Annotated in this window: 27 protein-coding genes; 22 read left to right on the forward strand and 5 right to left on the reverse strand. The window is 59.9% G+C overall.

The window, feature by feature from the left end; genetic code table 11:
* The first annotated feature begins 49 nt into the window (after nucleotides 1-49).
* Both I2I01_RS17030 and I2I01_RS17035 read left to right on the forward strand, forming a co-directional pair.
* Nucleotides 50-478 carry a hypothetical protein gene (locus I2I01_RS17030; RefSeq protein ID WP_196287710.1) on the forward strand — a complete coding sequence of 143 codons (429 nt, stop codon included), beginning with the start codon at nucleotides 50-52 and terminating at the stop codon, nucleotides 476-478.
* A gap of 19 nt (nucleotides 479-497) precedes the next feature.
* Nucleotides 498-911 carry a hypothetical protein gene (locus I2I01_RS17035; protein WP_196287711.1) on the forward strand — a complete coding sequence of 138 codons (414 nt, stop codon included), beginning with the start codon at nucleotides 498-500 and terminating at the stop codon, nucleotides 909-911.
* Between the two features lie 9 nt (nucleotides 912-920).
* On the opposite strand, the gene I2I01_RS17040 is transcribed toward I2I01_RS17035, so the two are convergent.
* Nucleotides 921-2,048, reverse strand: coding sequence for a chorismate mutase (locus I2I01_RS17040; RefSeq protein WP_196287712.1), 1,128 nt, complete (start codon nucleotides 2,046-2,048; stop codon nucleotides 921-923).
* A gap of 147 nt (nucleotides 2,049-2,195) precedes the next feature.
* Here I2I01_RS17040 and I2I01_RS17045 point away from each other — a divergent pair, with 147 nt between their 5' ends.
* From I2I01_RS17045 to lysS, 6 genes are all read left to right on the forward strand, one after another.
* Nucleotides 2,196-3,395, forward strand: a complete 1,200-nt coding sequence (locus tag I2I01_RS17045) for a proline dehydrogenase family protein (protein ID WP_196287713.1) — start codon at nucleotides 2,196-2,198, stop codon at nucleotides 3,393-3,395.
* A 215-nt stretch (nucleotides 3,396-3,610) separates the two neighbouring features.
* Nucleotides 3,611-3,997, forward strand: a complete 387-nt coding sequence (locus I2I01_RS17050) for a hypothetical protein (RefSeq protein WP_196287714.1) — start codon at nucleotides 3,611-3,613, stop codon at nucleotides 3,995-3,997.
* 518 nt (nucleotides 3,998-4,515) lie between these two features.
* Nucleotides 4,516-5,010 carry a hypothetical protein gene (locus I2I01_RS23675; protein ID WP_230679194.1) on the forward strand — a complete coding sequence of 165 codons (495 nt, stop codon included), beginning with the start codon at nucleotides 4,516-4,518 and terminating at the stop codon, nucleotides 5,008-5,010.
* Nucleotides 5,011-5,242: 232 nt separating this feature from the next.
* A complete protein-coding gene (locus I2I01_RS17060) occupies nucleotides 5,243-7,414 on the forward strand; it encodes a carboxy terminal-processing peptidase (RefSeq protein WP_196287715.1) in 2,172 nt (723 codons plus the stop codon).
* 264 nt (nucleotides 7,415-7,678) lie between these two features.
* Nucleotides 7,679-8,767: a hypothetical protein gene (locus I2I01_RS17065; RefSeq protein ID WP_211538011.1), complete on the forward strand. Its 1,089-nt coding sequence runs from the start codon at nucleotides 7,679-7,681 to the stop codon at nucleotides 8,765-8,767.
* Nucleotides 8,768-8,987: 220 nt separating this feature from the next.
* Nucleotides 8,988-10,538, forward strand: coding sequence for a lysine--tRNA ligase (gene lysS / locus I2I01_RS17070; RefSeq protein ID WP_196287716.1), 1,551 nt, complete (start codon nucleotides 8,988-8,990; stop codon nucleotides 10,536-10,538).
* 380 nt (nucleotides 10,539-10,918) lie between these two features.
* Here lysS and I2I01_RS17075 read toward each other — a convergent pair whose 3' ends face one another.
* Complete coding sequence (locus I2I01_RS17075) at nucleotides 10,919-11,263, reverse strand: YtxH domain-containing protein (RefSeq protein WP_196287717.1); 345 nt, start codon at nucleotides 11,261-11,263, stop codon at nucleotides 10,919-10,921.
* A 171-nt stretch (nucleotides 11,264-11,434) separates the two neighbouring features.
* The gene (locus tag I2I01_RS23585) at nucleotides 11,435-11,872 is read right to left on the reverse strand and encodes a CsbD family protein (protein WP_196287718.1); all 438 of its coding nucleotides are present in this window, start codon (nucleotides 11,870-11,872) and stop codon (nucleotides 11,435-11,437) included.
* A 241-nt stretch (nucleotides 11,873-12,113) separates the two neighbouring features.
* Between I2I01_RS23585 and I2I01_RS17085 the strand changes: the two genes are divergently transcribed.
* The 5 genes from I2I01_RS17085 to I2I01_RS17105 all read left to right on the forward strand — a co-directional run bounded on the left by I2I01_RS17085 (nucleotide 12,114) and on the right by I2I01_RS17105 (nucleotide 15,101).
* Nucleotides 12,114-12,362: a Kazal-type serine protease inhibitor domain-containing protein gene (locus tag I2I01_RS17085; protein WP_196287719.1), complete on the forward strand. Its 249-nt coding sequence runs from the start codon at nucleotides 12,114-12,116 to the stop codon at nucleotides 12,360-12,362.
* 13 nt (nucleotides 12,363-12,375) lie between these two features.
* Nucleotides 12,376-13,317, forward strand: coding sequence for a GNAT family N-acetyltransferase (locus I2I01_RS17090; RefSeq protein ID WP_196287720.1), 942 nt, complete (start codon nucleotides 12,376-12,378; stop codon nucleotides 13,315-13,317).
* A 146-nt stretch (nucleotides 13,318-13,463) separates the two neighbouring features.
* Nucleotides 13,464-13,835 carry a cupin domain-containing protein gene (locus I2I01_RS17095; RefSeq protein WP_196287721.1) on the forward strand — a complete coding sequence of 124 codons (372 nt, stop codon included), beginning with the start codon at nucleotides 13,464-13,466 and terminating at the stop codon, nucleotides 13,833-13,835.
* 38 nt (nucleotides 13,836-13,873) lie between these two features.
* Nucleotides 13,874-14,731 carry a dienelactone hydrolase family protein gene (locus tag I2I01_RS17100; protein ID WP_196287722.1) on the forward strand — a complete coding sequence of 286 codons (858 nt, stop codon included), beginning with the start codon at nucleotides 13,874-13,876 and terminating at the stop codon, nucleotides 14,729-14,731.
* A gap of 88 nt (nucleotides 14,732-14,819) precedes the next feature.
* The gene (locus I2I01_RS17105; protein ID WP_196287723.1) at nucleotides 14,820-15,101 is read left to right on the forward strand and encodes a hypothetical protein; all 282 of its coding nucleotides are present in this window, start codon (nucleotides 14,820-14,822) and stop codon (nucleotides 15,099-15,101) included.
* 134 nt (nucleotides 15,102-15,235) lie between these two features.
* Here the strand turns inward: I2I01_RS17105 and I2I01_RS17110 are convergent, their stop codons facing one another.
* Nucleotides 15,236-16,795 carry a M28 family metallopeptidase gene (locus I2I01_RS17110; protein WP_196287724.1) on the reverse strand — a complete coding sequence of 520 codons (1,560 nt, stop codon included), beginning with the start codon at nucleotides 16,793-16,795 and terminating at the stop codon, nucleotides 15,236-15,238.
* Nucleotides 16,796-17,128: 333 nt separating this feature from the next.
* Here I2I01_RS17110 and I2I01_RS17115 point away from each other — a divergent pair, with 333 nt between their 5' ends.
* Nucleotides 17,129-17,545: a hypothetical protein gene (locus I2I01_RS17115; RefSeq protein ID WP_196287725.1), complete on the forward strand. Its 417-nt coding sequence runs from the start codon at nucleotides 17,129-17,131 to the stop codon at nucleotides 17,543-17,545.
* 301 nt (nucleotides 17,546-17,846) lie between these two features.
* Entirely contained in the window at nucleotides 17,847-18,410 is a 564-nt protein-coding gene (locus I2I01_RS17120) for a periplasmic heavy metal sensor (protein WP_196287726.1), read from the forward strand.
* A 120-nt stretch (nucleotides 18,411-18,530) separates the two neighbouring features.
* On the opposite strand, the gene I2I01_RS17125 is transcribed toward I2I01_RS17120, so the two are convergent.
* Nucleotides 18,531-20,765 carry a xanthine dehydrogenase family protein molybdopterin-binding subunit gene (locus tag I2I01_RS17125; RefSeq protein ID WP_196287727.1) on the reverse strand — a complete coding sequence of 745 codons (2,235 nt, stop codon included), beginning with the start codon at nucleotides 20,763-20,765 and terminating at the stop codon, nucleotides 18,531-18,533.
* A gap of 13 nt (nucleotides 20,766-20,778) precedes the next feature.
* On the opposite strand from I2I01_RS17125, the gene I2I01_RS23430 reads away from it, so the two are divergent.
* From I2I01_RS23430 to I2I01_RS17155, 7 genes are all read left to right on the forward strand, one after another.
* Entirely contained in the window at nucleotides 20,779-20,907 is a 129-nt protein-coding gene (locus I2I01_RS23430) for a hypothetical protein (protein ID WP_262895457.1), read from the forward strand.
* A 179-nt stretch (nucleotides 20,908-21,086) separates the two neighbouring features.
* Entirely contained in the window at nucleotides 21,087-21,413 is a 327-nt protein-coding gene (locus I2I01_RS17130) for a ribonuclease E inhibitor RraB (protein WP_196287728.1), read from the forward strand.
* Between the two features lie 57 nt (nucleotides 21,414-21,470).
* Nucleotides 21,471-23,207, forward strand: a complete 1,737-nt coding sequence (locus I2I01_RS17135) for an ABC transporter ATP-binding protein (RefSeq protein WP_196288210.1) — start codon at nucleotides 21,471-21,473, stop codon at nucleotides 23,205-23,207.
* Between the two features lie 128 nt (nucleotides 23,208-23,335).
* Nucleotides 23,336-23,629, forward strand: coding sequence for a hypothetical protein (locus I2I01_RS17140; protein ID WP_196287729.1), 294 nt, complete (start codon nucleotides 23,336-23,338; stop codon nucleotides 23,627-23,629).
* 18 nt (nucleotides 23,630-23,647) lie between these two features.
* A complete protein-coding gene (locus I2I01_RS17145; protein WP_196287730.1) occupies nucleotides 23,648-24,142 on the forward strand; it encodes a hypothetical protein in 495 nt (164 codons plus the stop codon).
* A gap of 15 nt (nucleotides 24,143-24,157) precedes the next feature.
* Entirely contained in the window at nucleotides 24,158-24,295 is a 138-nt protein-coding gene (locus I2I01_RS17150; protein ID WP_196287731.1) for an MmcQ/YjbR family DNA-binding protein, read from the forward strand.
* Nucleotides 24,296-24,310: 15 nt separating this feature from the next.
* Complete coding sequence (locus I2I01_RS17155) at nucleotides 24,311-24,577, forward strand: barstar family protein (RefSeq protein ID WP_196287732.1); 267 nt, start codon at nucleotides 24,311-24,313, stop codon at nucleotides 24,575-24,577.
* Nucleotides 24,578-24,683 lie beyond the last annotated feature (106 nt).

The following is a 24,683-nucleotide window of genomic DNA, read 5'->3' on the forward strand; positions in this document are numbered from 1 at the left end:
GGCTGGCGCGCTTTTTGCCGGCCGTGCATTGCTATACTTCCTCCCTACTATGAAACACTCTTTTCGCTACTACGCCCTTTTTCTGCTCATTACCGCCAGCGGCCTGGCCGGCTGTTCCAAAGGCGCCATCTCGCCCGAAGACCAAAAAGCCAACTTGCTGGTAGGCCGCTGGCAACTCACCCAAATCGACGGGGGCCTTTCCGGCCAGGTGCATCCGGCCGACCCGGCTCACCGCCAGGAAATTGTGTTCGACGACAACAAGCAAGCCACGTTCCTGCACAATGGCGCGGTGAGCAACAAGGCCCGGTACGTGCTGTTCAAGGCCAACTCTTTCGTCAACCGCCGGCCCCAAACCTTCCTGGCCTATGGCCACCGCAACGGCTCTGAGAAAGAATTTATCGAACGGCTTTCGCCTAATGAATTAGTTATCGTGGAAGACTACACCGATGGCCGGGGCTACTACTACACGCGCCAATAATTTTAAAAAAACGCTAACCATGAACACGCCACTTCGCCTCTCCCTGCTGTTGTCGCTGGTTGCCGGCCTGGGCCTGGCCAGCTGTGCGCCCGTTGACGAAGAAGCAACGCCCCATCACGAAGGCCTGGCCGGCAACTGGCGCCTGGTACACCGCCAGTGCTACTGCGTTCCCGGCCCGCCGCCCAACGAAACGGCTACTTTCACGGACACTAATTACACGTTTTTCAAAAATAACCAGTCGGTTTCCAGCGGCACTTACAGCGCCGCATCGGTAAAGGCCTGCGGCATTCCTACGCCGGCGCCCGGCCTGCGCCTGGTTGATGCCACCCTGGGCCCGCGCGAGGCCATCATCACCCTGCGGGGCGATTCGCTGGTGCTCAACTACGGCGGCCCCTGCGACGCTCCCGTCGACACCTACCTGCGGCTGCCCTAGTGCTTAGGGCTACAGCCCAGGCCCGAGGTGCGACACGCCATCCACCTGCGGGCGGCCGTTGAGCACTTCGGTTTGCTTGCGAATGCTCTCGATGTGAATGAGTTTGTAGAGCTCGGCCACAAACTTCTCGTTCACGTTGAGCTTGCGGGCCCACTCCTGCCGGGTGCTGAATATCTCCTGCCAACGGTCGATTTGCAGGATTTTCACGTCGTTTTCCTTCTTGTATTCGGCCAGCTCTTCCACCAAAGCCATGCGGCGGGCCAGCGCTTCCACAATTTCACGGTCGGCCACGTCCATTTTGTGGCGCAGGTCTTCGGCTTTGTTGAGGTAATCGGCGTTGTTGCTGGAACGGTAGCGGTATTTCAGTTCGTTCAGGATTTCGCCCAGGCGCTGGGGCGTCACCTGCTGCTCGGCGTCGCTCAGGGCGTGGTCGGGGTCGGGGTGGGTTTCGATGATGAGGCCGTCGTAGTCGAGGTCGAGGGCCTTCTGGGCAATGGGCAGCAGCAAGTCGCGCCGCCCGCCAATGTGGCTGGGGTCGCAGATGAGCGGAATGTGCGGGAAGCGTGTTTTCAGCTCAATGGGCAGCACCCAGGTGGGCGCGTTGCGGTAGCGGCTGGGCGCAAACGTGCTGAACCCCCGATGAATGGCCGCCAAATCCCGAATGCCGGCCCGCTCCAGGCGTTCCAAGGCGCCGGCCCACAAAGCCACGTCGGGGTTCACGGGGTTTTTCACCATCACGGGCACTCCGGTGCCAGCCAGCGCGTCGGCCAATTCCTGCACGGCAAAGGGGTTCACGGTGGTGCGCGCCCCAATCCACAGCACGTCGATGCCGTGGGCCAGGGCTTCTTCCACGTGGCGCGGCGTGGCCACTTCGATGGTGGTTGGGATGCCGGTTTCGGCCTTCACGCGCTGCAGCCAGGGCAGTGCCACCGCCCCCATGCCTTCGAAGGAACCCGGCCGGGTGCGCGGCTTCCAGATGCCGGCCCGGAACAAATCGATGTTGCCCAGCGCCTGCAGGCCGCGGGCGGTGGCCATCACCTGTTCTTCGGTTTCGGCCGAGCAAGGGCCGGCGATGAGGATGGGCTGGCCTTTCTGGGCCAACAGGCGGGTGAAGAACGTATTAGCAGCAGCGGGCATCGGCAAGGAGCAAAATGAGGCGGGTTTTCCGGCCAGCGGCCGAAAAGCCCGGCAAACGTAACTCGTTTCAAGGGAACGTTGTTTACCGGTTACCTTCGCCCCACCGTTCTTCTTTCCTTCAAATTCCCACGTTCTCACTTCCTGTCTATGTCGCCCGACGCCCCTACCCAAGCCCCGCCGATTTCCTTCGAGGATACCCGCGTGGCTTTCGCTTCTAAATCTGACGCCCAGCTGCGCAAAGTCTACGCGTTGTTCGCGGCCATGAACAACGGCAGCCTCGTGAAAACCGGCAGCGGCCTGATGAAAACCGCTCTGAAATGGGGCATCCCCGGCACCAAGTTTCTCATCAAGCACTCCATTTTTGAGCAGTTCTGCGGGGGCGAAACCATTGCCGAGTGCCGCCCCGTCACGGCCGAGCTGGGCAAGTACAACATCGGAACCATCCTCGACTACTCGGTGGAGGGCGAAGGCAGCGACGCCAGCTACGACCACACCCGCGACGAAATCCTGGCCACCATCGATGAGGCCCACCGCTCGCAGCACATTCCTTTCTCGGTCTTCAAAGTAACCGGCGTGGCCGACGTGGCCATTCTGGAGAAAATTCAGGCCGGCCAGCTGCTCACCGCTCAGGAGGAAGCCGCCCACGCCCGCGCCGTGGCCCGCGTAGAAGCCATCTGCGCCCGCGCCCACCAGTACGGCATCCGCCTGTTCATCGACGCCGAGGAAAGCTGGTTTCAGCACACCATCGACCTGCTGGCCTACGACATGATGGCCAAGTACAACCGCGAGAAGGCCATCGTGTGGAACACCTATCAGCTCTACCGCCACGACCGCCTCGACGCCCTGAAAGCCGCCCACGACGCCGCGGCCGAAGCCGGCTCCTACATCGGCGCCAAGCTGGTGCGCGGCGCCTACATGGAAAAGGAGGCCCGCGTGGCCAAGCAGCGCGGCTACAACAATCCCATCAACCCCAGCAAGCAAGCCACCGACGACCTCTACGACGAAGCCCTGCGCTACTGCGTGCAGCACATCGACCGAATCAGCATCTGCGCCGGCACCCACAACGAGGCCAGCTCGCTGCTGCTCACCCAACTCATGCAGCAGGCCGGCCTGGCCCCCGGCGACCCGCGCATTTGGTTTGCCCAACTCTACGGTATGAGCGACAACCTCACCTACAACCTCGCCCACGCCGGCTACAACACCGCCAAGTACCTGCCCTATGGCCCGGTGGCCGCCGTGATGCCCTACCTGCTGCGCCGCGCCGACGAAAACACCGCCATTGCCGGCCAGAGCAGCCGCGAATTTCTACTTATCCAAAAAGAAATTCGCCGGCGTCAGAGCAAGTAAGGCGGGCCTTTGTAAAATTTTTAAATATTTAACAATCATAATAATAGCAGCGGCCTACGGTCGAGCGTGGTCAGATTGGAATGATTGTGGGTAGCAGCCCGCCCTAAGGAACTGAGAATTAGCCGCCGCTGGGGTTCGCAAGAGCTGCCGCGGTGCAATTAATATTCGCTAATTTTCAGCCCCCAAAACGGTTTTTGTTCCCTTAAACCCCCGCCATGATTGGTCGCATTCGCACGTATTTGATTCGTTATGCCCGGCTACAAACCGGAACCGTCAGCTACCTCACGCTGGTGCAGGAAGCCGAATTGGGGCTCAATTTGGACATCTCGCATGAAAAATCTCGGCTCAACGAAATGTTGGCGGAGATATCCACCACCGAACACGAAGAAGGCCGCCCGCCGCTGAGCTGCCTGGTGAAAGTGCAAGGCTCTAAAGGCCAGGGCGACAACTTCTACAAGCTTTGCGAAAAGATGGGCATGGGCGAATGGCGCAGCCTCAAGCAGGACGAGGATTTTCTGAAAAACCTCATCCGCGACTGCCGTGCGTTTTGGCGCGACGAAGCCAACTTTCAGCAGTTCGCCTCGCACGGCGATTCGGAGTAGGGCGGCGGCCCGGCGGACCATTTAGGATGCAGGCTGGGAATAGATGGAAAGTAAGCAGGATGTAACCTCTGCTGCAGAGGCCCCGTTAAGAGCCTCAACCAACCAGGAGGTTGGTTATACTTTCCACATTTTCCTCCTTCCCTAGCATGAACACCAACGATTCGAACAACCCGCAGAATACCGGTACTGGCGCAGGCGCCAACTACGGCACCAGCAACACCGGCACTGGCATGGGCAATAGCACCGGCCTGAGCAACGAAGGCACCAGCTACAACGCTGGCACCGGCTCCACGTCCGGCACGGGTACTTCGTCGACTTCCGGCGCCTCGCTGGGCAGCACTACCAACTCGACCGACGGCGACGACTTCAGCGCCACTGCTAAAGGCGCCGCAATGGCCGGCACCGCCGGTGCCGTGGTAGGCCGCGCTGTCGATGGCGTGCAAAACACGGCCGACCAGGCTGCCCACGCCGTAACTGGCCGCCCCTACGATTCGAGCCGCGACGTAAGCATGACCGGCATGTTCCGCGACCGCAGCAGTGCCGAGAAGGCCTACCAGTCGCTCTCGTCGCGTGGCTACGGCAAAGACGACGTGAACCTGCTCATGTCGGACGAAACCCGCAAAACTCACTTCGGTGACAACACCGCCCACACCGACCTCGGCGACAAAGCCATGGAAGGTGCTGGCGTAGGCTCGGCCATCGGTGGCACGGCCGGTGCCATCATCGGTGCTATTGCCGCCATCGGTACGTCGGTAGCCCTGCCCGGCCTGGGCCTGATTATCGCCGGTCCGTTGGCCGCCGCCCTGGCCGGTGCCGGTGCCGGTGGCCTCACGGGTGGCTTGGTAGGCGCCCTGGTGGGCTCGGGCATCCCCGAGGAGCACGCTGCCGAGTACGAAGAAGGCATCAAGAATGGCGGCATCGTGATGGGCGTGAAGCCCCGCAACGAGGAAGACGCCAAGTACTTCGAAGAGGAGTTCCGTCGCCACAACGGCGACAAGATTTACAAGTACTAATTCCGTCGCAGGTTCCGGCCTGTTTATCCTGAAAAAAGCCCTCCCCGTCCGGGGAGGGCTTTTTTGTTGCAACCTTAGGCGGGCGCGGGCAGTTCTTAGCTAGTAGAGCTCAGCCGGTTTCGGCCGGGGGCACTTATTGCACCCGCCGGGGCGTTTCCGACGTAGGCCGAAAGTCCTGGCGCCGTATGGCACCGGCCGTATATTTGAATTTCATCCGTTTTAGTTTTTGCCCATGTCTCCCTCCCGCTTGAAGGTCGGCCTGTATGCCTTTTTGGTGACGGCCGTATTTGTTCTGGCTTCCTACCGGCTGTTCCGCCGGGCCGACTCGGCGGTACCGAGCAAGGACCAGGTGCTGATTGGGCTCATGATGAGTGGCCTCACTTCGCAGCACTACCAGCCCGAACGCATTGACGACGCATTCTCGAAGCGCGTTTTTGATTTGTATTTGAAGCACCTCGACTACCGCAAGCAGTTCCTGCTGGCCTCGGACGTGGAGCAGTTGCGCCGCTACCAGTCGCAGATTGACGACCAGGTGAAGCGCGGAAGCCACGAGTTTCTCGACCTGAGCACCAAGCTCATGACCGAGCGCACTAAGGAAATGCAGGGTCTGTATCGCGAAATCCTAGCCAAGCCCTTCGATTTCACCACCGACGAGACCTTCCAGTCCGATTTCGAGAAAGCCGCCTTCCCAGCCGACAAAGCCGCGCAGCGTGAGCTGTGGCGCAAGCTGCTGAAATACGAGACCCTGAGCCGGTATTCGGAAATGATGGAAGCGCAGGAGAAGGCCAAAGAAGCCAAACCCAGCACCGCTACCGCTGCTCCCAGCGCTGCCAACGCGGCTGCCCCCACCGCCGCCGAGCCCGTGCGCACTCCGGCCCAGATGGAAGCCGAGGCCCGCAAGCGCGTGCTGAAGTACTACGACGAGCAGTTTGAGGAAATCAATGAAACTGATGCCAATGAGCGTCTGGCCGAGTACGCCAACACCATTGCCAACACTTACGACCCACACACCGAATACTTCGCGCCTAAGGCCAAGGAAGATTTCGATTACGAAATGACCGGCCGCTTTGAAGGCATCGGGGCCACGCTGCGCGAGAAGGATAACTTGATTTACGTCGATGAAATCATTCCCGGCTCGGCTTCGGCCCGGCAGGGCGACCTGAAGAAGGGCGATGCCCTGCTGCGTGTGGCCCAGGGCGCGGCTGAGCCAGTGAGCATCGAAGGCTGGCACACGGCTAAGGCCGTGACGCTGATTCGGGGCAAGAAAGGCTCGGAAGTGCGCCTGACGGTGAAAAAGCCCGATGGCAGCACCAAGGTGATTCCCATCATCCGCGACGTGGTGGTGGTTGACGACAAGTACGCGCAATCGTCGGTGATTACCGATAAGGGCCAGAAAATCGGCTACCTGCACCTGCCCGGCTTCTACGCCGATTTCAACGACAACGGCGGCCGCAACTCGGCCGATGACGTGCGCAAGGAACTGGCCAAGCTCAACGCCGAAGGCGTGAAGGGCGTGATTATGGACCTGCGCTTTAATGGCGGCGGCTCGCTGGGCGATGCCGTATCGATGGCTGGCCTCTTCATGGACAGCGGCCCCATGGTGCAGGTGCGCGACGGCCAGGGCCGCACGCAGGTACTCACCGACAATGACCCGCGCGTGCAGTACAGCGGCCCGCTCGTGATTCTGGTGAACAAGTACAGTGCCTCGGCTTCGGAGATTCTGGCGGCGGTCATTCAGGACTACCACCGCGGCATCATCATGGGCTCTACCAGCACTTACGGCAAAGGCACCGTGCAGCGCATTTTCGACCTCGACGAGGCCCTGCCGGCCGAACTGAGCAGCGTGAAGCCGATTGGCTCGCTGAAGCTGACCACACAGAAGTTCTACCGCGTGAACGGTGGCTCGACCCAGTTCAAAGGCGTGCAGTCGGATATTGTGGTACCCGACCTGTACTCCTACCTCGACCAGGGCGAAAAGGAATCGGACTACCCGCTGAAGTGGGATGAGATTCAGCCCGCCCGCTACAAGCCCTGGGGTGATGCCCCCAACATTGAAAAACTGCGCGCCGAAAGCAAAGCCCGTGTGGCTACCAACCCCAGCTTCAAGGTGATGGAGGAGATGGTGAAGAGCATGCGCAAGCGCAAAGACGAAACTACTGTTTCGCTGAAGCTTAGCGCTTACCAGGCCGAGCAGCGGGAATCGAAGGCCATTTCGGACCGCTACGAAGCCGCCCAGAAAACCACCTCGGCGCTGGCCTTCACCCCCCTCTCGGCTGACGTGCGGGCGCTGGGCGGCGACACGGTACGCATCAACCGTGCCGCCCGCTTCACCAAGGGCCTCAAGAAAGACATCACCATTGCCGAGGCCGTGGCGGTTATTCAAGACGAAATCAAGAGCAAGTAGCCGCAAGGCTCGGGGCCGGGAATGGCCCGTTGGCCGACAAAGGCACCCAGTTGAACGAAGCCCCCGCACCTCTTGGCGCGGGGGCTTTTTTGGCACGTTTTTGAATGTCAACCTCGATAGCAAACAGCCCGTATTAATTCTTTTGCTAATATTTAGCTAATTAGTGTTAAAACCTTGGCTATCAGTAGCAAGATGCCATGTGTAAATTGACAAAAAACTTAGCAAACATGCAACTATTAGCACCCTCCTTCCTGTTTACTTAGCATGACGACTAAAGAGGAAACCCGCATCATTCCGCTCAATCCGCAGGTAGAAGCTCCTGCCGATGAGCTGCAGCAGAAATTGGCTGATGAAAACTGGCGTAAATCCATTCCAGCGCAGGTTTTCCTCAACTATTTCTTTGCTATCAACTATCACATTCAGGAAAACGACGACGTGCTCGGCGGCCTGCAGAACCTGCCGTTCTTCCGCAGCCACACGGCCGAGCTGAACGACGCCGACGTGGCCACGCTGACCAAGCTGCTGCACACCAGCTGGAGCACCGAGTATGCCCTGCGCGCCACAGCCGAGCTGGGCGATGAGAACTTCCTGCGCAACGCCCTGCACTGGACGTTCCCGCAGGCCTACCACGCCATCCTGTCGGGCTTGCAGGCTTTCCTGTACACCACGGGTGTGCGCTCGAACAACGGCCAGCTCATCCGCCGCGAGGTGGGGCGCTTGGTTGTGAAGAATGCCTATCCGCGGCCGGTGTCGTTCTATGCGGCCGGTGCTTACGGCGACTTCAGCATTCACCGCCTGCCGCTGGCTGGCTACAAGGCCGGGCTGCACATTGCCAGCAAGGAAATTGACGCGCAAGCTCAGATTGGCCAGTTCTTGCGCACCACGCGTAAGATGAAGGCGCAGTGGACCCGCGCGCAGGTGCAGGCCAACCCCAACACGGCTATCCGCAGCCAGAAGACGGGCCGCCCGCTCGACAAATGGACGGCCGCGCACTGGCAGCAGATTACCTGGCGCCTGGGCTACACCACCATCTTCGACCTCCTGGGCCGCCTGCGCATCTCGGAGAGCACCCGTGAGATTGAGCGCTACGTGGAAGCTGACATCGACTTTAGCCTGTTCCACGCCTCGCTGCTGAACATTGTGAGCTACCTCAACGGTGTGCACGAGACCTACGTGGCCAAGGCCCTCGGCCTGGAACGCTACCGCCAGTTGGTAGCCGAGTTGCCGGCGCATTTGCAGTCGGGCTTCGTGCAGGAGCGGTTGCGCACCCGCGTCGAGCCGGTGCTGGCGCCCATGCCGCCCACGGCCCCGGCCATTGCCGCCGAAGCCACGCAGTATCGCATGGCTGCCTAAGACCACGAATTCGCTCGGATTTTTCGGATTCCACGGATTTTGTGAATGGAAAGCCGCTCCGGTTTCGGAGCGGCTTTTTCGTGCCGTACTTTTGCGGTTCACATTTTACTTACCGCGTCTGAGCACTTGGCTTCTAAGTGCTTCGATTGGCCCGTTTGAATCCTCCACAAAATCTGTGGAATCCGAAAAATCCGAGCAAATCCGTGGTTCAGACATTACTATGCAGCACCTCAGCGAACAGGAAATACAGCGCCGCCAGAAACTTGAAGAACTGGAAAAGCTGGGCATCGAAGCTTACCCGTCGGAATTGTTCGACGTGACGTTTTACGCCAAGGAGATTCACGACAACTACCACCCCGAGCTGAACAACTTCCAGGAAGTGGCGCTGGCGGGCCGGCTGATGTCGTCGCGCGTGATGGGCAAGGCCTCCTTTGCGGAACTGATGGATACCTCGGGCCGCATTCAGCTCTACATCAACCGCGACGAAATTTGCCCCGGCGAGGACAAGACGCTTTACAACAACGTATTCAAAAAGCTGCTCGATTTGGGCGACTTCATCGGCGTGAAGGGCCACGTGTTCAAGACGCAGGTGGGCGAAACCTCCGTGCATGTAACGGAGCTAAAGTTGCTCTCGAAAGCCCTGCGCCCGCTGCCTGTGGTGAAGGAGAAAGTAGACGAGGCCACCGGCGAGAAAGTGACCTACGACGCATTCAGCGACCCCGAGCAACGCTACCGCCAGCGCTACGTGGACCTGGTGGTGAACCCTCATGTGCGCGACACCTTTATCAAGCGCACGCAGCTGGTGCAGTCGATGCGGAATTTCCTCAACGACAAGGGCTACCTGGAGGTGGAAACCCCTATTCTGCAGCCGCTGTATGGCGGCGCGGCGGCGCGGCCCTTCACCACGCACCACAACACGCTGGACATGACGCTGTATCTGCGCATTGCCAACGAGCTGTACCTCAAGCGCCTGATTGTGGGCGGCTTCGATGGCGTGTACGAGTTCAGCAAGGACTTCCGCAACGAGGGCATGAGCCGTTTCCACAACCCTGAGTTCACCCAGATGGAACTGTATGTAGCCTATAAGGACTACGCCTGGATGATGGACCTGGTGGAGGAAATGGTGGAGCGCGTGGCCATGGCCCTGCACGGCCAGACGGAGGTGCAGGTGGGCCAGAACGTCATCAACTTCCAGCGGCCCTGGCAGCGCTACACCATGTTCGAGGCTATTGAGAAATACACGGGCAAGGCCATTGGCGACATGGACGAAGCCGCCCTGCGTGAAACTGCGCAGGAGCTGAACGTGCACCTCGACCCCAGCATGGGCAAGGCCAAAATCATCGACGAAATCTTCGGCGAGCATGTGGAGCCCAAGCTCATCCAGCCCACGTTCATCACCGATTACCCGGTGGAGATGTCGCCGCTGGCCAAGAAGCACCGCGACCGGCCCGGCATGGTGGAGCGTTTCGAAGCCATTTGCAACGGCAAAGAAATCTGCAACGCCTTCTCCGAGCTCAACGACCCCATCGACCAGCGCAAGCGCTTCGAGGACCAGTTGGAGCTGGGCAAGCGCGGCGACACCGAGGCCATGGTGCTCGACGAGGACTTCCTGCGCGCCCTGGAGTACGGCATGCCGCCCACAGCCGGCCTGGGCATCGGTATCGACCGCCTGAGCATGATTATGACCAACTCCCACTCCATTCAGGACGTGCTGTTTTTCCCGCAGATGAAGCCGGAAAACGTGCAGAAGGAGAAGCAGGAGAAGGAATAGCTCATTGTGTCATCCTGAGCGCAGTGAAGGACCTTATCACCCGAGAACGAGAGGTTCTGACTTGATAAGGTCCTTCGCTATGCTCAGGATGACAGATAGTTAAAATCGAAAAGCCCCACACGAAAATGTCGTGCGGGGCTTTTCTTTTTACAACCTTCTTACCCTTCAAACCGCTGTTTTTATCAGAAGCTTGCGATGGATTCGTCTGATTTTACTGCTGAAGTGTTTGACCAATTTCAGCAGAAGCTCCTACGACCGGCAATTTTACAGATAATACGTTTCGGCCTTCTTTCAAGTCAGTTGTGAGGAGTTTTACGGGGTGGTGGAGTGGATGTTACGGCGGCGGCGAAAATGCCATAATTATGTTTCACCCCACCCTGCTAAAGCAAGGGCTGATGGCGGAAATCGTCGCCGCTGCCGTCGTAGTCGGTGTCGGCGTCGGGGTAGCTACGGGGCGCGTCGAGGCCGGCCAGGAGGCGGTCGGCGGCTTGTTTGTCTTCGCTGAGGCTGGCGTTGGTGTTCACGTGGCCGGGCTCCTGGCCCTGGGCTTTTGCCAGGGTGTCTTTGAAGCGTTTGCTCAGGTCGCCGCCCCACTTGGAAGCCGAGCGTTTGAGGTTGGCGCGGGTATCGTCGCCGGTTTCGGGGGCCAGCAGCAGGCCGGCCACAATGCCGGCGGTAGCGCCGGCTAGTAGCGAGAGAATGACTTTGCCTTTGTCGTCTTGCATGGTGAGAAATTTTAGAGATGAACGAGTTCTGTCTGAGGTATTTCAGCGGCATGCGCAGCGCACACCACCCTTTACTAATGACCGAATAACGCGAAAACAGCGCCCGATGTTGGGCGCAACAAAAAGCCCCGCGCCAAGGGGCGCGGGGCTTTTTTGGTCATCGCGAAAGACCTACAGGTCGTTCAGCATTTTGGTGATTTCGGCTTTGCCTTTGCCGAGCTTGTCTTGCAGACGGCCTACCAGCTCATCGCCTTTGCCTTCGGTATAGGTCAGGTCTTCGTCGGTGAGCTGGGCGTATTGCTGCTTCAGCTTGCCTTTGGCCTCGTCCCAGTTGCCTTTCATTTTCAGGCTGCTGCCGGGCAGCGTCACGCCGAGGTCTTCGAGCTTGCCGGCGTATTCTTTGAATTTAGCTTCGAGGTCGGAACCCAGCTTCGAAGCTTGTTCGCCAAGCTGGCCGCTGTATTTGGAAGCAACACCTTTCCAGTTTTCGCGGGTGGCCGAGCCTTTGTCGGGGGCCAGCAGCATGCCGGCAATGATGCCAGCACCAGCGCCAGCAAGGGCAGCCAAAAGGATTTTACCGGCGTTGTTTTCTTCTTCGTGGTACGACATGGTAATGGGTAATGAAGGGTGAATGGTGAAAGAGGTTCAGAGGGCGCGCGGGCCGCACAGAAAACGGAATATTCGGTTTTAGCGCCGCGTTTGGTCTGGCTGCCTATACGAAGGCCCGGGCCAGGGGTTGAGCTTAGGAATAAATTTTCCCAACCGGACCCGAACAAAAGAACCCGCCCGCTTGGCCCCGGCGCAGTTCTGCGCAGCCCGGCGTAGATTCGCCCCTTTCCTATCCTGCTTTATGAAACCGACTTTGCTACTGTATGCGGCCCTGCTGCTGGCTTCGGCCTGCCAACAGCCCGCCCCGGCCACGGCTACTAAAGCCGACTGCATCGACCCGGCCAAAGTGAAGACTGACGGCATTTGCACCATGCAATACGACCCGGTGTGCGGCTGCGACGGCAAAACCTACTCCAACGCCTGCGTGGCCGGCAATGCCGGCGTGCGCACTTTCACCAAGGGCCCCTGCCCCGGGTCCCAGCCTAAATAAGCCCGCCGCTCCGTTGCCAGCCGCTACCGACCGTTACCGCGACTTTTGCCTCACCGCGCCCGACGTACCGGTGTTTGCGCAGCCGTGGTTTCTGGATGCCTGCGCCGGGGGTGGGAGTTGGGACGTGGCGCTTGCCGAAGAAAACGGCCGCGTGGTGGCCGCGCTGCCGTACTTCTACAAGCAGAAAGGGCCGTTTCGCTACGCCACCATGCCACCGTTTGTGAAGTGGCTGGGGCCATATCTGCTGCCCGCGTTTCGGGGCGTGCTCAAGAAGGAGCACCTGCTGCTGGAGGAACTGATAAACCAGCTGCCGCCGCTGGCTGCGTTCAAGCAGAATTTTTACCCAACCTGCACCAACTGGCTGCCTTTCTACTGGCAGCAATACCGGCAAACAAACTACTACACCTACCGCCTCCACGGCCTGCAAAATTTGGCGCAGGTGGAGGCCGGCATCAACCGCAACATTCGGCGCAACCTGCAAAAGGCGCGGGAGCAGGTGCAGGTAGTGCATGACTTGGGCCCCGAGCAGTTTTACGAACTCAATAAAATGAGCTTCGACCGGCAGAAGCTGGCGATGCCTTATTCCTGGGCGCAATTCCAGCGGCACGATGCGGCGCTGGCGGCCCATGATGCCCGGCGGTTTTTCTTTGCCGTAGATACGCAGGGACGGGTGCACTCGGCGTCCTACCTGATTTGGGACAAGCAAGCGGCTTATTACCACCTGGCCGGCGACGACCCGACCCTGCGCGACAGCGGCGCGGGCATCCTGCTGATTTGGGAAGCTATTCGCTACACCAGCGAGGTGCTAGGGCTGGACTGCTTCGATTTCGAAGGCAGCATGCTGCCGGCGGTGGAGCGCATCCGGGTGCAGTTTGGGGCGGTGCAAACGCCGTATTTCTTTGTGTGGAAGTACAACTCGCGCGCTTTTGAGTTGCTGGAGAAGCTGAAGCCGTAGTAGAACTACATGCAACAGGCGTCATGCAGAGCGCAGCGAAGCATCTTTACCGTAATACTAAATGAGATTACTTGCGCGGTAAAGATGCTTCGCTGCGCTCTGCATGACGTTCCAATTGTTGCTATCAACTTCCCTTTTCTCAAATCATGTCCGAAAAACGCTACGTCCTCAACCCCTCCCCTTTCGTGGTGCCCACCACCGACGGCAAACTCATTGAAGAGCATGTGGGCGGCGCCAGCACCGGCACCACGGCCTACAGCCTGGCCCACATGGTGGCGCCGCCGCACTGGAGCGAGCCGCACCAGACGCCCAGCTTCGATGAAATCACCATTGTGGTGCGCGGCCGGAAGCGGTTTGAAATCGATGGCGACGTGGTGGAATTGCAGGCCGGGCAGGCCTTGCTGATAAAAGGTGGCGCCCGGGTGCGCTACTCCAACCCGTTTGAGGAAGAGTGCGAGTACTGGTCCATCTGCGTGCCGGCCTTCAGCCCCGACACGGTAAACCGGGAGGAAGCGTAACCGTTCCAATTATCCATCAAGCCAGTACCTTTCGCACTATGGACCAACGCATCATCGACCTCTTCGACGAGTATACCCACGCGCCGCTGTCTCGCAAGGAATTTATGGAGCGGCTGGTGAAGCTGGCCGGCGGCACGGCGCTGGCGTTTTCGGCCCTTTCCATTCTGGAGCCCGGCTATGCGGCCGCTGCCACGGTAGCGCCGGAGGACGAGAATCTGGAGATAAAGGAAGTGAGCTGGCCCGGCGACGGTGCCACCGTGCGCGGCTACCTGGCGCGGCCCAAGGGCAAGAAAAAGCGGGGCGCCGTTGTGGTCATTCACGAAAACCGCGGCCTCACGCCCCACATCAAGGACGTGACGCGGCGCGTGGCCCAGGCCGGCTATCTGGCGCTGGGCGTGGACGCGCTGAGCGTGGTGGGCGGCACGCCGGCCGATGAGGACGAGGGCCGGAAGCTGATTGGCCAACTCGACCCACTCAAAAACCTGAACAACTGCTTGGCCGCCCTCGCCTACCTGCGCGCCCGGCCCGATAGCAACGGCCGCACCGGCGCCGTGGGATTTTGCTGGGGCGGCGGCCTGGTGAACCAGCTGGCCGTGCACGACCCCAAGCTCGATGCCGGCGTGGCCTACTACGGCGCCCAGCCCAAGGCCGAGGACGTGCCCAAAATCAAAGCCACGATGCTGCTGCACTACGGGGGGCTCGACCAGCGCATCAATACGGGCATTCCGGCCTACGAGGCAGCCCTGAAAGCGGCCGGCACCAAGTACGAGCTGTACGTGTACGAGGGCGCCAACCACGCCTTCAACAACGACACCTCGCCGGCCCGTTACAACGCCGAAGCTGCCCAACTGGCCTGGGCGCGCACGCTGAAACTATTCAAGGAAAAACTGGGCTAAGCGGACAACCGCGGCGCTTTCTGCGGCATCTTTGCAGTATCGACCGGTACTCATGTCGCACAAGAAGCTACCCCTTCTCTTTGCTGCGTTGGCCTTTAAAGTCACGAGCAGCCTGGCCCAAAGCCAGCCCACGCCGGCCCGGCCCGCGACGCCCGACCCTGACTATCAGCAGCTCACGGTGCCGGTGCCCCGCGCCGTGTCGTTGGTGACGGACGTGGCCTCGGTGCTGTTTTCGCGCAGCCCCGAGGGCAAAAGCAAGGTGCAGGAAATTTTGGACCGCCGCCACAAACGCTCAGAAACCGGCGACCAAAGCCTGAGAGTGAGTATTCCGAAGAACGGGCTGACCCGGACGCTGGGGCTAGTGGAGTAGGCGCTAAGAAAAATCGTCTGTCATGCTGAGCGCAGCGAAGCACCTTATCACCGCTGAACGACATTCGTTTGAACGTGATAAGGTGCTTCGCCGCGCTCAGCATGACAGACGATTATAGGACGAACGTTTTGACCCTACTGCGCCTTTGCCGGCGCTGGAAGCGGCTTGCGGGGCAGCTTCTGGTCGCGCATGGCGGCGTCGTACACAAAGCTGGCCACTACCACGGATGCTTGTTTGAGGTCGTCGGCGATGAGGCGGTCGTAGGTGTCTTGGTTGGTGTGGTGGGTGGTAGGGAAGTAGTCGAGGCCATCTTGAATGAACTGGAAGCCGGGCAGGCCCACGGCGTCGAAGGCAATGTGGTCGGTGCTGCCGGTATTGCGCAGCGTCACGGTGCCGGCGCCGAGGTCGGCGAAGGGCGCGAGCCACTGCTGGAAAATGGGTGCCACGGCCTCGTTGCCCTGGGCGTAGATGCCACGGATTTTGCCGGCGCCGTTGTCGAGGTTGAAGTAGGCCGCCAGCTTCTCGTGCTCGGGCTTGAGCTGCATGGTAGCGGGGTCGGCGAAGTGGTTTTTCACGTAGCCGCGCGAGCCGTGCAGGCCTTCCTCCTCCTCGCCCCACAGCGCAATGCGGATGGTGCGGCGCGGCTTCAGGCCGGTGGCTTTGAGGATGCGCACGGCCTCCATCATCACGGCACAGCCGGCGGCATTGTCGGTGGCGCCGGTGGCTGCGTGCCAGGAGTCGAGGTGGCCGCCGAGCATGACGACTTCCGATTTCAGCTTTTTGTCGGTGCCCGGGATTTCGGCCACCACGTTGTAGCCCTTCAAATCCTGCGTCTGGAAGCGGGTTTTTGTTTCCATCTCCACTTCCACCGGCACCCCGGCCTCCACCAGCCGGATGAGGCGCAGCTGGTCTTCGGGCGCGGTTTCGATTTCGGGCAGTACCGGCTTGGCATCGGCGGCGTAGGGGGCGCCGTTGCTGGTGTTGAAGGTGCCGTAGATGCCGCCGCGGGCGCTGAGCACGCCGGCCGCACCTTCGCTCACCAGCATGTCGGCCATGGCAGCGCGCAGGGCGGCCATGGCTTTGCGGCCGTCCTGAGCTGTGGTGGTGGGGACGTCGCGGGTGGGCGGCGCCGGAGTCCATTCGGCCATCTTTTTCAGGTCCTCGTCCGATAGGCGTCGGATGGCACCCTCCGTGGCCGGCTTGAGCGGCGCGGCCACGCTCATCACCACGATTTTGTCGCGCAGTTGGCCTTTGTATTTGGCTAGGTCGGCTTCGGTATTGGCCTTCACCACCACCACTTGCTTCCGCACGGGGCCGGGCGTGCTGGGCGTCCAGGCCTTCGGAATGCCCACCATGGCGTGGTAATAGGGCGCCGTCATGGCCACGTACGATTTCTCGACGTCCCAGCCGCGGCCGAAGTCGCCCCAGGCTTCGATGTTGGCGTTTACAAGTCCGTATTTAGCAAGCTGGGCTTTGGTCCACTCGTTGGCGCGTTTCAGGCCGTCAGAATTGGCAAGGCGCGGGCCGTTCACGTCGGTGAGGTAGAAGGCGGTTTCCATCACCTTCGAGCGGTTCATTCCTTCATCGCGGATTTTGGCGAGGGCCGCGGCGTCGAGCTTTTCGGTCTGTTGAGCCAGGGCGGGCACCGTGCTGGCCAAGGAGGCGGCCAAAGTCAGGAGCACAAGTTTGTTCATTTAAATCAGGGCTTTGGTGGGAGTTTTTTGCTTGCTAAAGATAAGGCAAACAAGAGGCGCGTAGATGCTGGACTTTGTGCCAAAACACTTTCCAGAGCGGCTTTCAGCGTTTTTCTACCCGCTGTTTTCCGCGGCTCGGTCTGGCAATTGCGCCGGTTGGTCGGTGCCCGGCGCCTGCTTGTCCACCGTGGGGCTTTTGGCTGCATTCCCGGCCGGTGGTTTGCAAATACCCTGGCAGGATGAGCCGATTTTCATCCCCGGCGCCCGCAGCCTGCAGCACCCGAGCCCGGCTTTTTTCAAGCCCTTTCTTCACATCTCTTCTTGCTAGAAACCATGAAAGCCTCCCTGTTTTCCCTCCTTGCCGCCGCTGCCCTCTTCACTTCCAGCACTGCTTTTGCCGCCGAAGGGCCTTTCGACCACCGCTACGACGGCCGCGACGACCGCAACAGCAAAGACTTCAACTACGGCTACGACCGCAACCACCGCGTGACCGCCGCCGAGAAAGCCCGCTGGGAAGCCGCCCACCGCAACGACCGCCGCGACGACGACCACTTCGACCGCAACCAGAACTACGGTTTCGACCGCAACCACCGCGTCACGGCCCAGGAAAAAGCCCGTTGGGAAGCCCAGCAGCGCGCCCAACGCGAGGCGCAGGAGCGGGCCCAGCGCGAAGCTCAATTCCGGGCCCAGCGTGAGGCCCAGGAGCGCGCCCGCTACGAGGCCACCCACCGCCAGTATGGCCACCGCTAACCGGCTGGTCCTGGAAAAAAGCGGAATTGGGCGACGATTCTGCCCTCTCGGTCCAGGGTATTTCCCGGCCGCTACTTTCCGCCGCACGTTTGCCAGCGTTTTTGCGTAGAGCCCCCGGCCTGATGTGCCCCCCGATACCCGTGTGTCGGGGGGCCTTCACGCCAAAATCACCCGATGCCTCTTTTTTTTCGTCTATGTACCCAAGCGGTTGATTCGCGCGCCGTTTGGGCTTGATGCAAAGACGTTAAGCCGGCCTGATTAGCCGTTTCATTTCTCACCCCCAACCATTCCAACCCAACCTATGAAAAAGTCCCTGTTGCTCCTGCTGGCCGCTAGCGCCCTCACCCTCGGTAGCGCCGCTGCCCAAACCACTTCGGGCGATGCTGGCGGGATGCGTGGCGGCGGCTACGGCCGTATGCAAGGCTCCCCCGACGAAATGGCCAAGCGCCAGGCCAACCGCCTGACCCAGGAGCTCGGCCTCAACGCCGACCAGACGGCCAAAGTGCAGCAAATCTTGCTGGCCCGCGGCCAGGAAATGCAGGCCATGCGCGGCCAGGCCGGCGGCGACCGCGACAAAATGCGCGAGCAAATGCAAGCCAGCCGCACCAAATACGACGCCCAATTCAAGGAAGTGCTGACCGCGGACCAGTATACGAAGTACACCAGCATGGAAACCGAGCGCATGAACCGCGGTGGCCGTGGCATGGGCGGCCCCGGTATGGGTGGCCCCGACTCGGGCCGCCCCGTTGATGGCGAGAGCATCGAAAAGATGAAAGCCAAAACCGACGACGGCGAAAAACTGAAAGTGAAAGGCGACAAAGTGAAAGCCAAAGCCGATAAGGTGAAGGTGAAAACCGACAACTAAGCCTTCAGCATCAGCAAAGCAGAAGCCCCGGCCAGTTAGGCCGGGGCTTTTTTGCGGGTGTTTCGTTCCAGCATAGTGCCTCCTCAGCCCTATGCAAAAGCGAAGCAGCATTACATCATCTTACACCAGCGCCCCCTGCAGCTTATCGGGCGTGATGGGCAGCCCGCGCACGCGCCGGCCGGTGGCGTGGTACACGGCATTGGCCACGGCGGCGCTGAAGCCGACCAAGCCGATTTCGCCCAAGCCTTTGGCGCCGATGGGGTCGAGCAGCGGGTCGGGCTCGTTGATGAATTCGACTTCGATGGCGGGCACGTCGGCCTGCACGGGCACGTGGTAGTCGGCCAGGTCGTGGTTCACCACGCGGCCGTAGCGGTGGTCGAGGCGGGCTTCTTCCATCAGCGCAATGCCAATGCCCCACACCACCGAGCCCAGCACCTGGCTGCGGGCGGTTTTGGCGTTGAGCACGCGGCCGGCATCCACCACGCTCACCACGCGGCTAACGCGCACCTCGCGCGTGAGCGGATGCACCCGCACCTCCACGAAGTTGGCGCAGAACGACTTGCCTGAGTAGTTTTTCATCTCCGCCGATTCTTCGGCTTTTTGCGTCACTTCCAGCGCTGGCAACCCGTGCTGCTTCAGCACCTCGCCGTAGCTCAGGCGCCGGCCCTGCTTTTTGGTAGAAATGACGAAGCCCTTTTCGGTCGTCAATTCTTCAGGCTTGACTTTTCCTAGTGATTTGCCGGGCACCGCCACGGCCAACTCAAGCAACTGCTTTTTCAGGGCGGCGCAGACCTCGTGCACGGCCGAGCCCACCGAGGTGGCGGTGTGCGAGCCGGCCTGTAAAGGCGCTTCCGGAAAGGCGGCATCTCCCAGTTCGAAGCGGATGCTGGCGGCCGGTACCCCGCTGGCGTCGGCAGCAATTTGGGTCATGATGGTGGCGGTGCCGGGGCCGGTGTCGGCGGTGGCGCTTTGCACCAGCAGGGTGCCGTCGGGCAGCAGGCGGGCGCGGGCGCTGGCGGCCTGTCGCTCGGCCTTGTAGATGCCCGTGCTCATGCCCCAGCCCACCAGGTAGCCATCGGCCCGCATGGCGCGCGGCGCGGGCGGGCGCTTGCTCCAGCCGAAGAGCGCCGCGCCGCGCTCGTAGCACTGGCGCAGGTGCTTGCTGCTCCAGGGCTGGCCGGTTTCGGGGTTGCGGTCGGCGTAGTTTTTCATGCGCAGGGCCAGCGGGTCCAGGTTGAGGGCCACGGCCAGTTCGTCCATAGCGCATTCCAGGGCGAAGGAGCCGCTGGTTTCGCCGGGGCCTCGCGTCCAGGCGGGCGTACTCAGGTCGAGGGGCACGAGGCGGTAGTGCGTGTTTAGGTTGGGCACCGCGTAGGCCGTTTTGGTGGGGTGCACAATGCGCTCCACAAACTGCTCGTAGCGTGAGGTGCTGCCGTAAGCGCGGTGCGTGAGGCCCACCAGCGTGCCATCGGGCTGGGCGCCGAGGCCAATGCGCTGAACGGACTGCGGCCGGTAGCCCACCTGGTTGAATTCATGGTCTCGCCGGTTCATCAGCTTCACGGGCCGGCCCACCAGCTTCGCCCCCAGAATGGCGGCCACTTCCGGCGGCCAAATGCGCGACGAGCCCCCGAACGCCCCACCCACAAACTCGGAATGCACCTGCACGCTCTCGTCTGGTAGCTGAAACATGCGCATCAGGTCCTGCTGCGCCAGCTTAGGGCCCTGCGTTTTGGTGTACACAGTCAGCTTTTCGCCCTCCCACAGCGCCACCACGGCGTGCATTTCCATGGGGTTGTGCACCTGTAAAGGCGTGCGGTATTCCTGCTCAATGTGTACCGGGGCCGTTTTGTAAGCATCGGGCTGGCCGCGCAGGTATTCGCCTTCCTTTTTCGGCGCCAAGTTCTGGGCTAGGTTTTTGGTTAAATCGGTCTGGTGCGTCTCGGCCTCGTACTCTACCCTAATCAGCGAGGCGGCGTACTGGGCCTGCTCCAGCGTTTCGGCCACGGCCAGGGCCACCGGCTGGTTGCTGAAGTGCAGCTGGTCGTCGTAGAAAACCTTGATTTCCTCCCCTTCCACGCGCGGGTTCTTCGCAGTTTCGGCCTTTTGGTACCCCGGCACCTTGGGCGCATTCAGGTGCGATACCACGCGCAGCACGCCGGGCGCCTGCTCGGCCATCGTCACATCGAGCCGCCGGATGCGGCCCCGCGCGATAGCGCTGCACACCAGCACGCCGTGCACGCAGCCCGGCACAGCGTGCTCGGCAGCGTAGCGGGCTTGCCCGGTCACTTTCTGGCGGCCATCGACGCGGCTGAGCGGTTCGCCGGTAGTGGGCGGGGCAGAGCGGGAGTTTTCCATAAAAGGCAGGGTGATGCCCGACTTTACGGGCGCCGCCGGCGGTTCGTTCTGGCGACAGCGCCAGCGGGGCGCGGGGCGCGGGGCGCCGGGAAAGTTGGCGCTGGGCATCTGGAGCGACTTGGGAACGGAGGTAGCTGCCTGAAAAGGCCAACCGGTTGGGGTCAGACCCTGTGAGGCTGGCGCGCGTCTCCGACGCGTGCCGACTGGGTTCGAGCCTCTGGCTCGGGGTGGGCCGCACGTATGGTCGCCGTGCAACGCCCAGCCAAAGGCCCGAACCCAGTCGGCAGCGCGCCAGCGAAAATCAGCCTCTATATTTCTAACATGAATGCTTCGTTTGACAGCGTAAAAGAAATGTTTCGCAAAATGGAAGCGAACGGATGGGATACAGCTTCCACTTTGAAGTGGGGATTCTTCTTTTCCGATAAGGACAAGGGCAAACTGCTGGATGTATTTTCTGAATTAGAAGAGCATTCCTACAAGAATGAAGGAATGCATCAAGCTGATGATGGGGACTGGGTGCTTCAAGTTTCCAAACTTGATATTCTTACTCCTGAGAAACTACACAAGCGCAATGTTGCCTTTAATGAACTAGCGGCTCATTGTGCCGTTGAATTGTATGATGGTTGGGACGTGGGAAAAATAGAATAGCTCAACCCCGCCCCCACCCCGCTCGTCTAACCGGCTCCACTCCTTCCGCCCGTTTTGATGAGCCTCTGGCAGATTATCCAACGCCTGCTGCCGTTTGTGCGGCCCTACCGCCGCCTGGTTATTGCCACGCTGCTGCTCACGCTGGTGGGCTCGCTGGCCGCGCAGGTCAACCCCTTCGTGCTGCGCTACACCGTCGACACCGTGCAAGGGATGCTCGACCGCGGGCAGGGCCTGGCCCAGGGCTGGACGCTGCTGGCCTGGGTGAGCGGGCTGCTGCTGGGCAAGGAAATTGTTAACACCTTTATCCAGTTCGGGCAGAAATACTACGGCGAGAAAATTCGCATCCAGCTCTCCGGCGTGCTGGCCCAAACGGCCGTGAGCAAAATCCTGAGCTACCAGCTCGGGTTCTTCTCCGACGACGGCAACCAGACCGGCAAGCTCCAAACCCGCATCGACCGCGGCGTGGAAAGCCTCATGAAGCTGGTGCAAAACTTCTTCATCGACATCCTGCCGCTCTTCGCCAACGCCATCGTGGCGCTGGTGGTCATTTTCCTCAACAACAAGTGGGTGGGGCTGGTGGCGCTGGCCGTGCTGCCGGTGTATTTCTGGCTCAGCTACGCCCAGGCCGAGAAGTTGCAGGGCGTGCGGCGCGGCCTGCAGCGCCTGCGTGAGGAGAAAAACCACGGCCTCATCAGCATCATCGACAGCATTGTGGTCATCAAAAGCTTCGTGCGTGAGCAATACGAAGGCACAAAGCAAGCAGCAGTGCAAGGCCGCCTCGAAGACGCCCAGCTCCTCACCCGCAAAACTAACTTCCGCTTCGACGGCCTCAAAACCTTCGTGGAGCAGATTGGCGTGGTGGCCATCATCGTGCTCACGGCCTACCTGGTGCTGGGCCGCCAGATTTCCATCGGGGCCATCATGTTTCACATTTTGCTGTTCAACAACGTGTCGGCGCCCATCCGGCAGCTGCACCGCATCTACGACGAGATGAACGAGGCCCTCACCTATTCCGAAGGCTTCTTCGCCATCCTCGACGCCGACGAGCAGCGCGAACGCCCCGGCCCGCTGGCCCCCGGCGAGCACCTGCGCGGGCAGTTCGAGCTGCGCCACGTGGGCTTCACCTACCCCAGCGGCACGGCGGCATTGCACGACGTGAGCCTGACCATTGAGGCCGGCAAAACCACCGCGCTGGTGGGCCTCAGCGGCGCGGGCAAAAGCACCATCATCAACCTGCTCTGCCAGTTCTACCGCCCCGACAGCGGCGACATCCTGCTCGACGGCCGCCCGCTGGCCGACTACGACACCTTCGCCCTGCGCCAGGAAATCGGCCTGGTGCTCCAGAAAAACCACATTTTCAAGGGCACCATCGAAGAAAATATTCGTTACGGCGACTTCGCCGCCACCCAGGCCCAGATTGAAGCTGCCGCCAAGCAGGCCTACCTGCACGACCAGATTCTAGACCTGCCCCTCAAGTATCAGTCCGATGCCCAGCAGCTCAGCGGTGGGCAGCAGCAGCGCATCGCCATCGCCCGGCTCTTCCTCAAAAACCCGCCCATCATCTTCCTCGACGAGCCCACCGCCAGCCTCGACGCCATCGCCACCGAGCAAATCAAAAACTCGCTCGACGCCATCAAGCAGGGCCGCACGGTGGTCATCATCTCCCACAGCCTCGCCCAAATCGTGGATTCGGACTGCATCTACGTCATGAAGAAAGGCCGCATGGTGGAACACGGCACCCACGACGCCCTCTACGCCCAGCACGGCACCTACCGCGAGATTTTCGATGCCTAGGCGCGGAGTTTAAACATCGAGAAGCTGGCCAAAACGCTGGCTGATGACGGGGATGACGTGCTGGATACGGCTTCGTGATTCGTAGCTTTATAAGCGTCAATCACCGATTTTAAACCGATTTCTCGACTATGAAATTTGACAACGAAGGCTTTGCAAAATGGCTCCGTATTAACAAAAGAAATTCAACGTATCCCGAAACATTGGTCGGAATGAGAGACCTGTACCAGTTTAATTTAGACACTATGTCACCTGAAGAGTACGGTGCAGCAGTCGCCAAAGTGGCTATTGACAACGAAAGCATTCTTGACAAGACGTCACTGAGCAAGAAGGATTTCAGCCAGATATACAAAAGCCGTACACCAGCACTTCGTGACTATCAGAGATATTTAATCTGGGTTGCAGAATCAGCTTTAAATAAATAGACTCGAACCCTATCCAAAATGGAAGCGCTAAAAATCACAGAAGTTTCGATTTCCCTTTCAGAAATACTAGTAGCAATACTTGTTATTCTCACGGGCAGCCTTGGGTATATTATAAAAGAGCAGAGAGAGAAAATTAAAAGCATTGAGAACCAACTCTCAGAGAAAAAATACAGAGTCTATCATGAAATTTTTTCTATTTTCTTTGATGTTTTCAAAGCGCAGAAAAAACTCATAAATACATCAAATGACGATTTAGCTTTACGAATGCTCGATGTGAAAAAAGACTTGATAATATATGCTCCTGACCGAATAGTTAATAAGTTTTTTGATTGGACGAATTCTACTTCATCTACTAACATTAGCCCTAAGCACTTAAAAATATTTTTAGAACTATGTGTACTGATTAGAAAAGATATGGGCCATAAGAAAACATCTATCGGCGCACCAGATATTTTAAGAGCCATAATAGATGGCGAAGATGAGTTCGAAAAAGTCAAGGAATTACTCAATTAATCTCTTCTTTGATTAATGACCATCGAAGACCTCCAAGACATTTGCCTGCGCCTGCCCGGCACCACCGAGGACCTGAAATGGGGCGTGCATCTGTGCTTTAGCGTGGGCGGCAAAATGTACCTCGGCACCTCGCGCAGCAATAACTCCTCTTAAGGCAGTATTTCATGTATGACCATCGACCTCACGCACGTCGACACCAAAGCTGCCTTTCATATGCTGATGAAGCGCGAGTTGGGCTTTCCGGACTGGTACGGCGTGAGTTGGGACGCCTTCTGGGATGCCATCATTGCCGTGGTTGAGATGCCGGATGTCGTAGTGCTGGAGCACTGGCAAACCTTCGCCCAAGCCTGCCCCAAGGACATGCAGATTTTGCTGCAGATTATTGATGACTACCAGCAGGAAAAGCCCGGTAAGTGGTTGCTGCTAGGTTCGTAGAGTTTTTTGAGCGACAGTCGACGATGCGCAGCCGCACGCGGGAGAAGGTTTTACTACTGGTCCTCTGGCCGTGAAGCCGCTAAAGGTGTAGAAGCAACTGAAATTG

It is taken from the genome of Hymenobacter properus, from assembly GCF_015694735.1.
Classification (GTDB): Bacteria; Bacteroidota; Bacteroidia; order Cytophagales; family Hymenobacteraceae; genus Hymenobacter; species Hymenobacter properus.

Excerpts from the sequence above, each read along its gene's own strand:
- I2I01_RS17135 (WP_196288210.1), top strand. The coding sequence starts at position 21,471 with ATGAGCCTCTGGCAGATTATCCAACGCCTGCTGCCGTTTGTGCGGCCC.
- I2I01_RS23585 (WP_196287718.1), bottom strand. The coding sequence starts at position 11,872 with ATGTCGTACCACGAAGAAGAAAACAACGCCGGTAAAATCCTTTTGGCT.
- I2I01_RS17120 (WP_196287726.1), top strand. The coding sequence starts at position 17,847 with ATGAAAAAGTCCCTGTTGCTCCTGCTGGCCGCTAGCGCCCTCACCCTC.
- I2I01_RS17060 (WP_196287715.1), top strand. The coding sequence starts at position 5,243 with ATGTCTCCCTCCCGCTTGAAGGTCGGCCTGTATGCCTTTTTGGTGACG.
- I2I01_RS17040 (WP_196287712.1), bottom strand. The coding sequence starts at position 2,048 with ATGCCCGCTGCTGCTAATACGTTCTTCACCCGCCTGTTGGCCCAGAAA.
- I2I01_RS17095 (WP_196287721.1), top strand. The coding sequence starts at position 13,464 with ATGTCCGAAAAACGCTACGTCCTCAACCCCTCCCCTTTCGTGGTGCCC.
- I2I01_RS17085 (WP_196287719.1), top strand. The coding sequence starts at position 12,114 with ATGAAACCGACTTTGCTACTGTATGCGGCCCTGCTGCTGGCTTCGGCC.
- I2I01_RS17125 (WP_196287727.1), bottom strand. The coding sequence starts at position 20,765 with ATGGAAAACTCCCGCTCTGCCCCGCCCACTACCGGCGAACCGCTCAGC.
- I2I01_RS17145 (WP_196287730.1), top strand. The coding sequence starts at position 23,648 with ATGGAAGCGCTAAAAATCACAGAAGTTTCGATTTCCCTTTCAGAAATA.
- I2I01_RS17065 (WP_211538011.1), top strand. The coding sequence starts at position 7,679 with ATGACGACTAAAGAGGAAACCCGCATCATTCCGCTCAATCCGCAGGTA.
- I2I01_RS17035 (WP_196287711.1), top strand. The coding sequence starts at position 498 with ATGAACACGCCACTTCGCCTCTCCCTGCTGTTGTCGCTGGTTGCCGGC.
- I2I01_RS17115 (WP_196287725.1), top strand. The coding sequence starts at position 17,129 with ATGAAAGCCTCCCTGTTTTCCCTCCTTGCCGCCGCTGCCCTCTTCACT.
- I2I01_RS17100 (WP_196287722.1), top strand. The coding sequence starts at position 13,874 with ATGGACCAACGCATCATCGACCTCTTCGACGAGTATACCCACGCGCCG.
- I2I01_RS23675 (WP_230679194.1), top strand. The coding sequence starts at position 4,516 with ATGTTCCGCGACCGCAGCAGTGCCGAGAAGGCCTACCAGTCGCTCTCG.
- I2I01_RS17110 (WP_196287724.1), bottom strand. The coding sequence starts at position 16,795 with ATGAACAAACTTGTGCTCCTGACTTTGGCCGCCTCCTTGGCCAGCACG.
- I2I01_RS17045 (WP_196287713.1), top strand. The coding sequence starts at position 2,196 with ATGTCGCCCGACGCCCCTACCCAAGCCCCGCCGATTTCCTTCGAGGAT.
- I2I01_RS17075 (WP_196287717.1), bottom strand. The coding sequence starts at position 11,263 with ATGCAAGACGACAAAGGCAAAGTCATTCTCTCGCTACTAGCCGGCGCT.
- I2I01_RS17030 (WP_196287710.1), top strand. The coding sequence starts at position 50 with ATGAAACACTCTTTTCGCTACTACGCCCTTTTTCTGCTCATTACCGCC.
- I2I01_RS17130 (WP_196287728.1), top strand. The coding sequence starts at position 21,087 with ATGAATGCTTCGTTTGACAGCGTAAAAGAAATGTTTCGCAAAATGGAA.
- I2I01_RS17150 (WP_196287731.1), top strand. The coding sequence starts at position 24,158 with ATGACCATCGAAGACCTCCAAGACATTTGCCTGCGCCTGCCCGGCACC.
- I2I01_RS17050 (WP_196287714.1), top strand. The coding sequence starts at position 3,611 with ATGATTGGTCGCATTCGCACGTATTTGATTCGTTATGCCCGGCTACAA.
- I2I01_RS17140 (WP_196287729.1), top strand. The coding sequence starts at position 23,336 with ATGAAATTTGACAACGAAGGCTTTGCAAAATGGCTCCGTATTAACAAA.
- lysS (WP_196287716.1), top strand. The coding sequence starts at position 8,988 with ATGCAGCACCTCAGCGAACAGGAAATACAGCGCCGCCAGAAACTTGAA.
- I2I01_RS23430 (WP_262895457.1), top strand. The coding sequence starts at position 20,779 with ATGCCCGACTTTACGGGCGCCGCCGGCGGTTCGTTCTGGCGACAGCGC.
- I2I01_RS17155 (WP_196287732.1), top strand. The coding sequence starts at position 24,311 with ATGACCATCGACCTCACGCACGTCGACACCAAAGCTGCCTTTCATATG.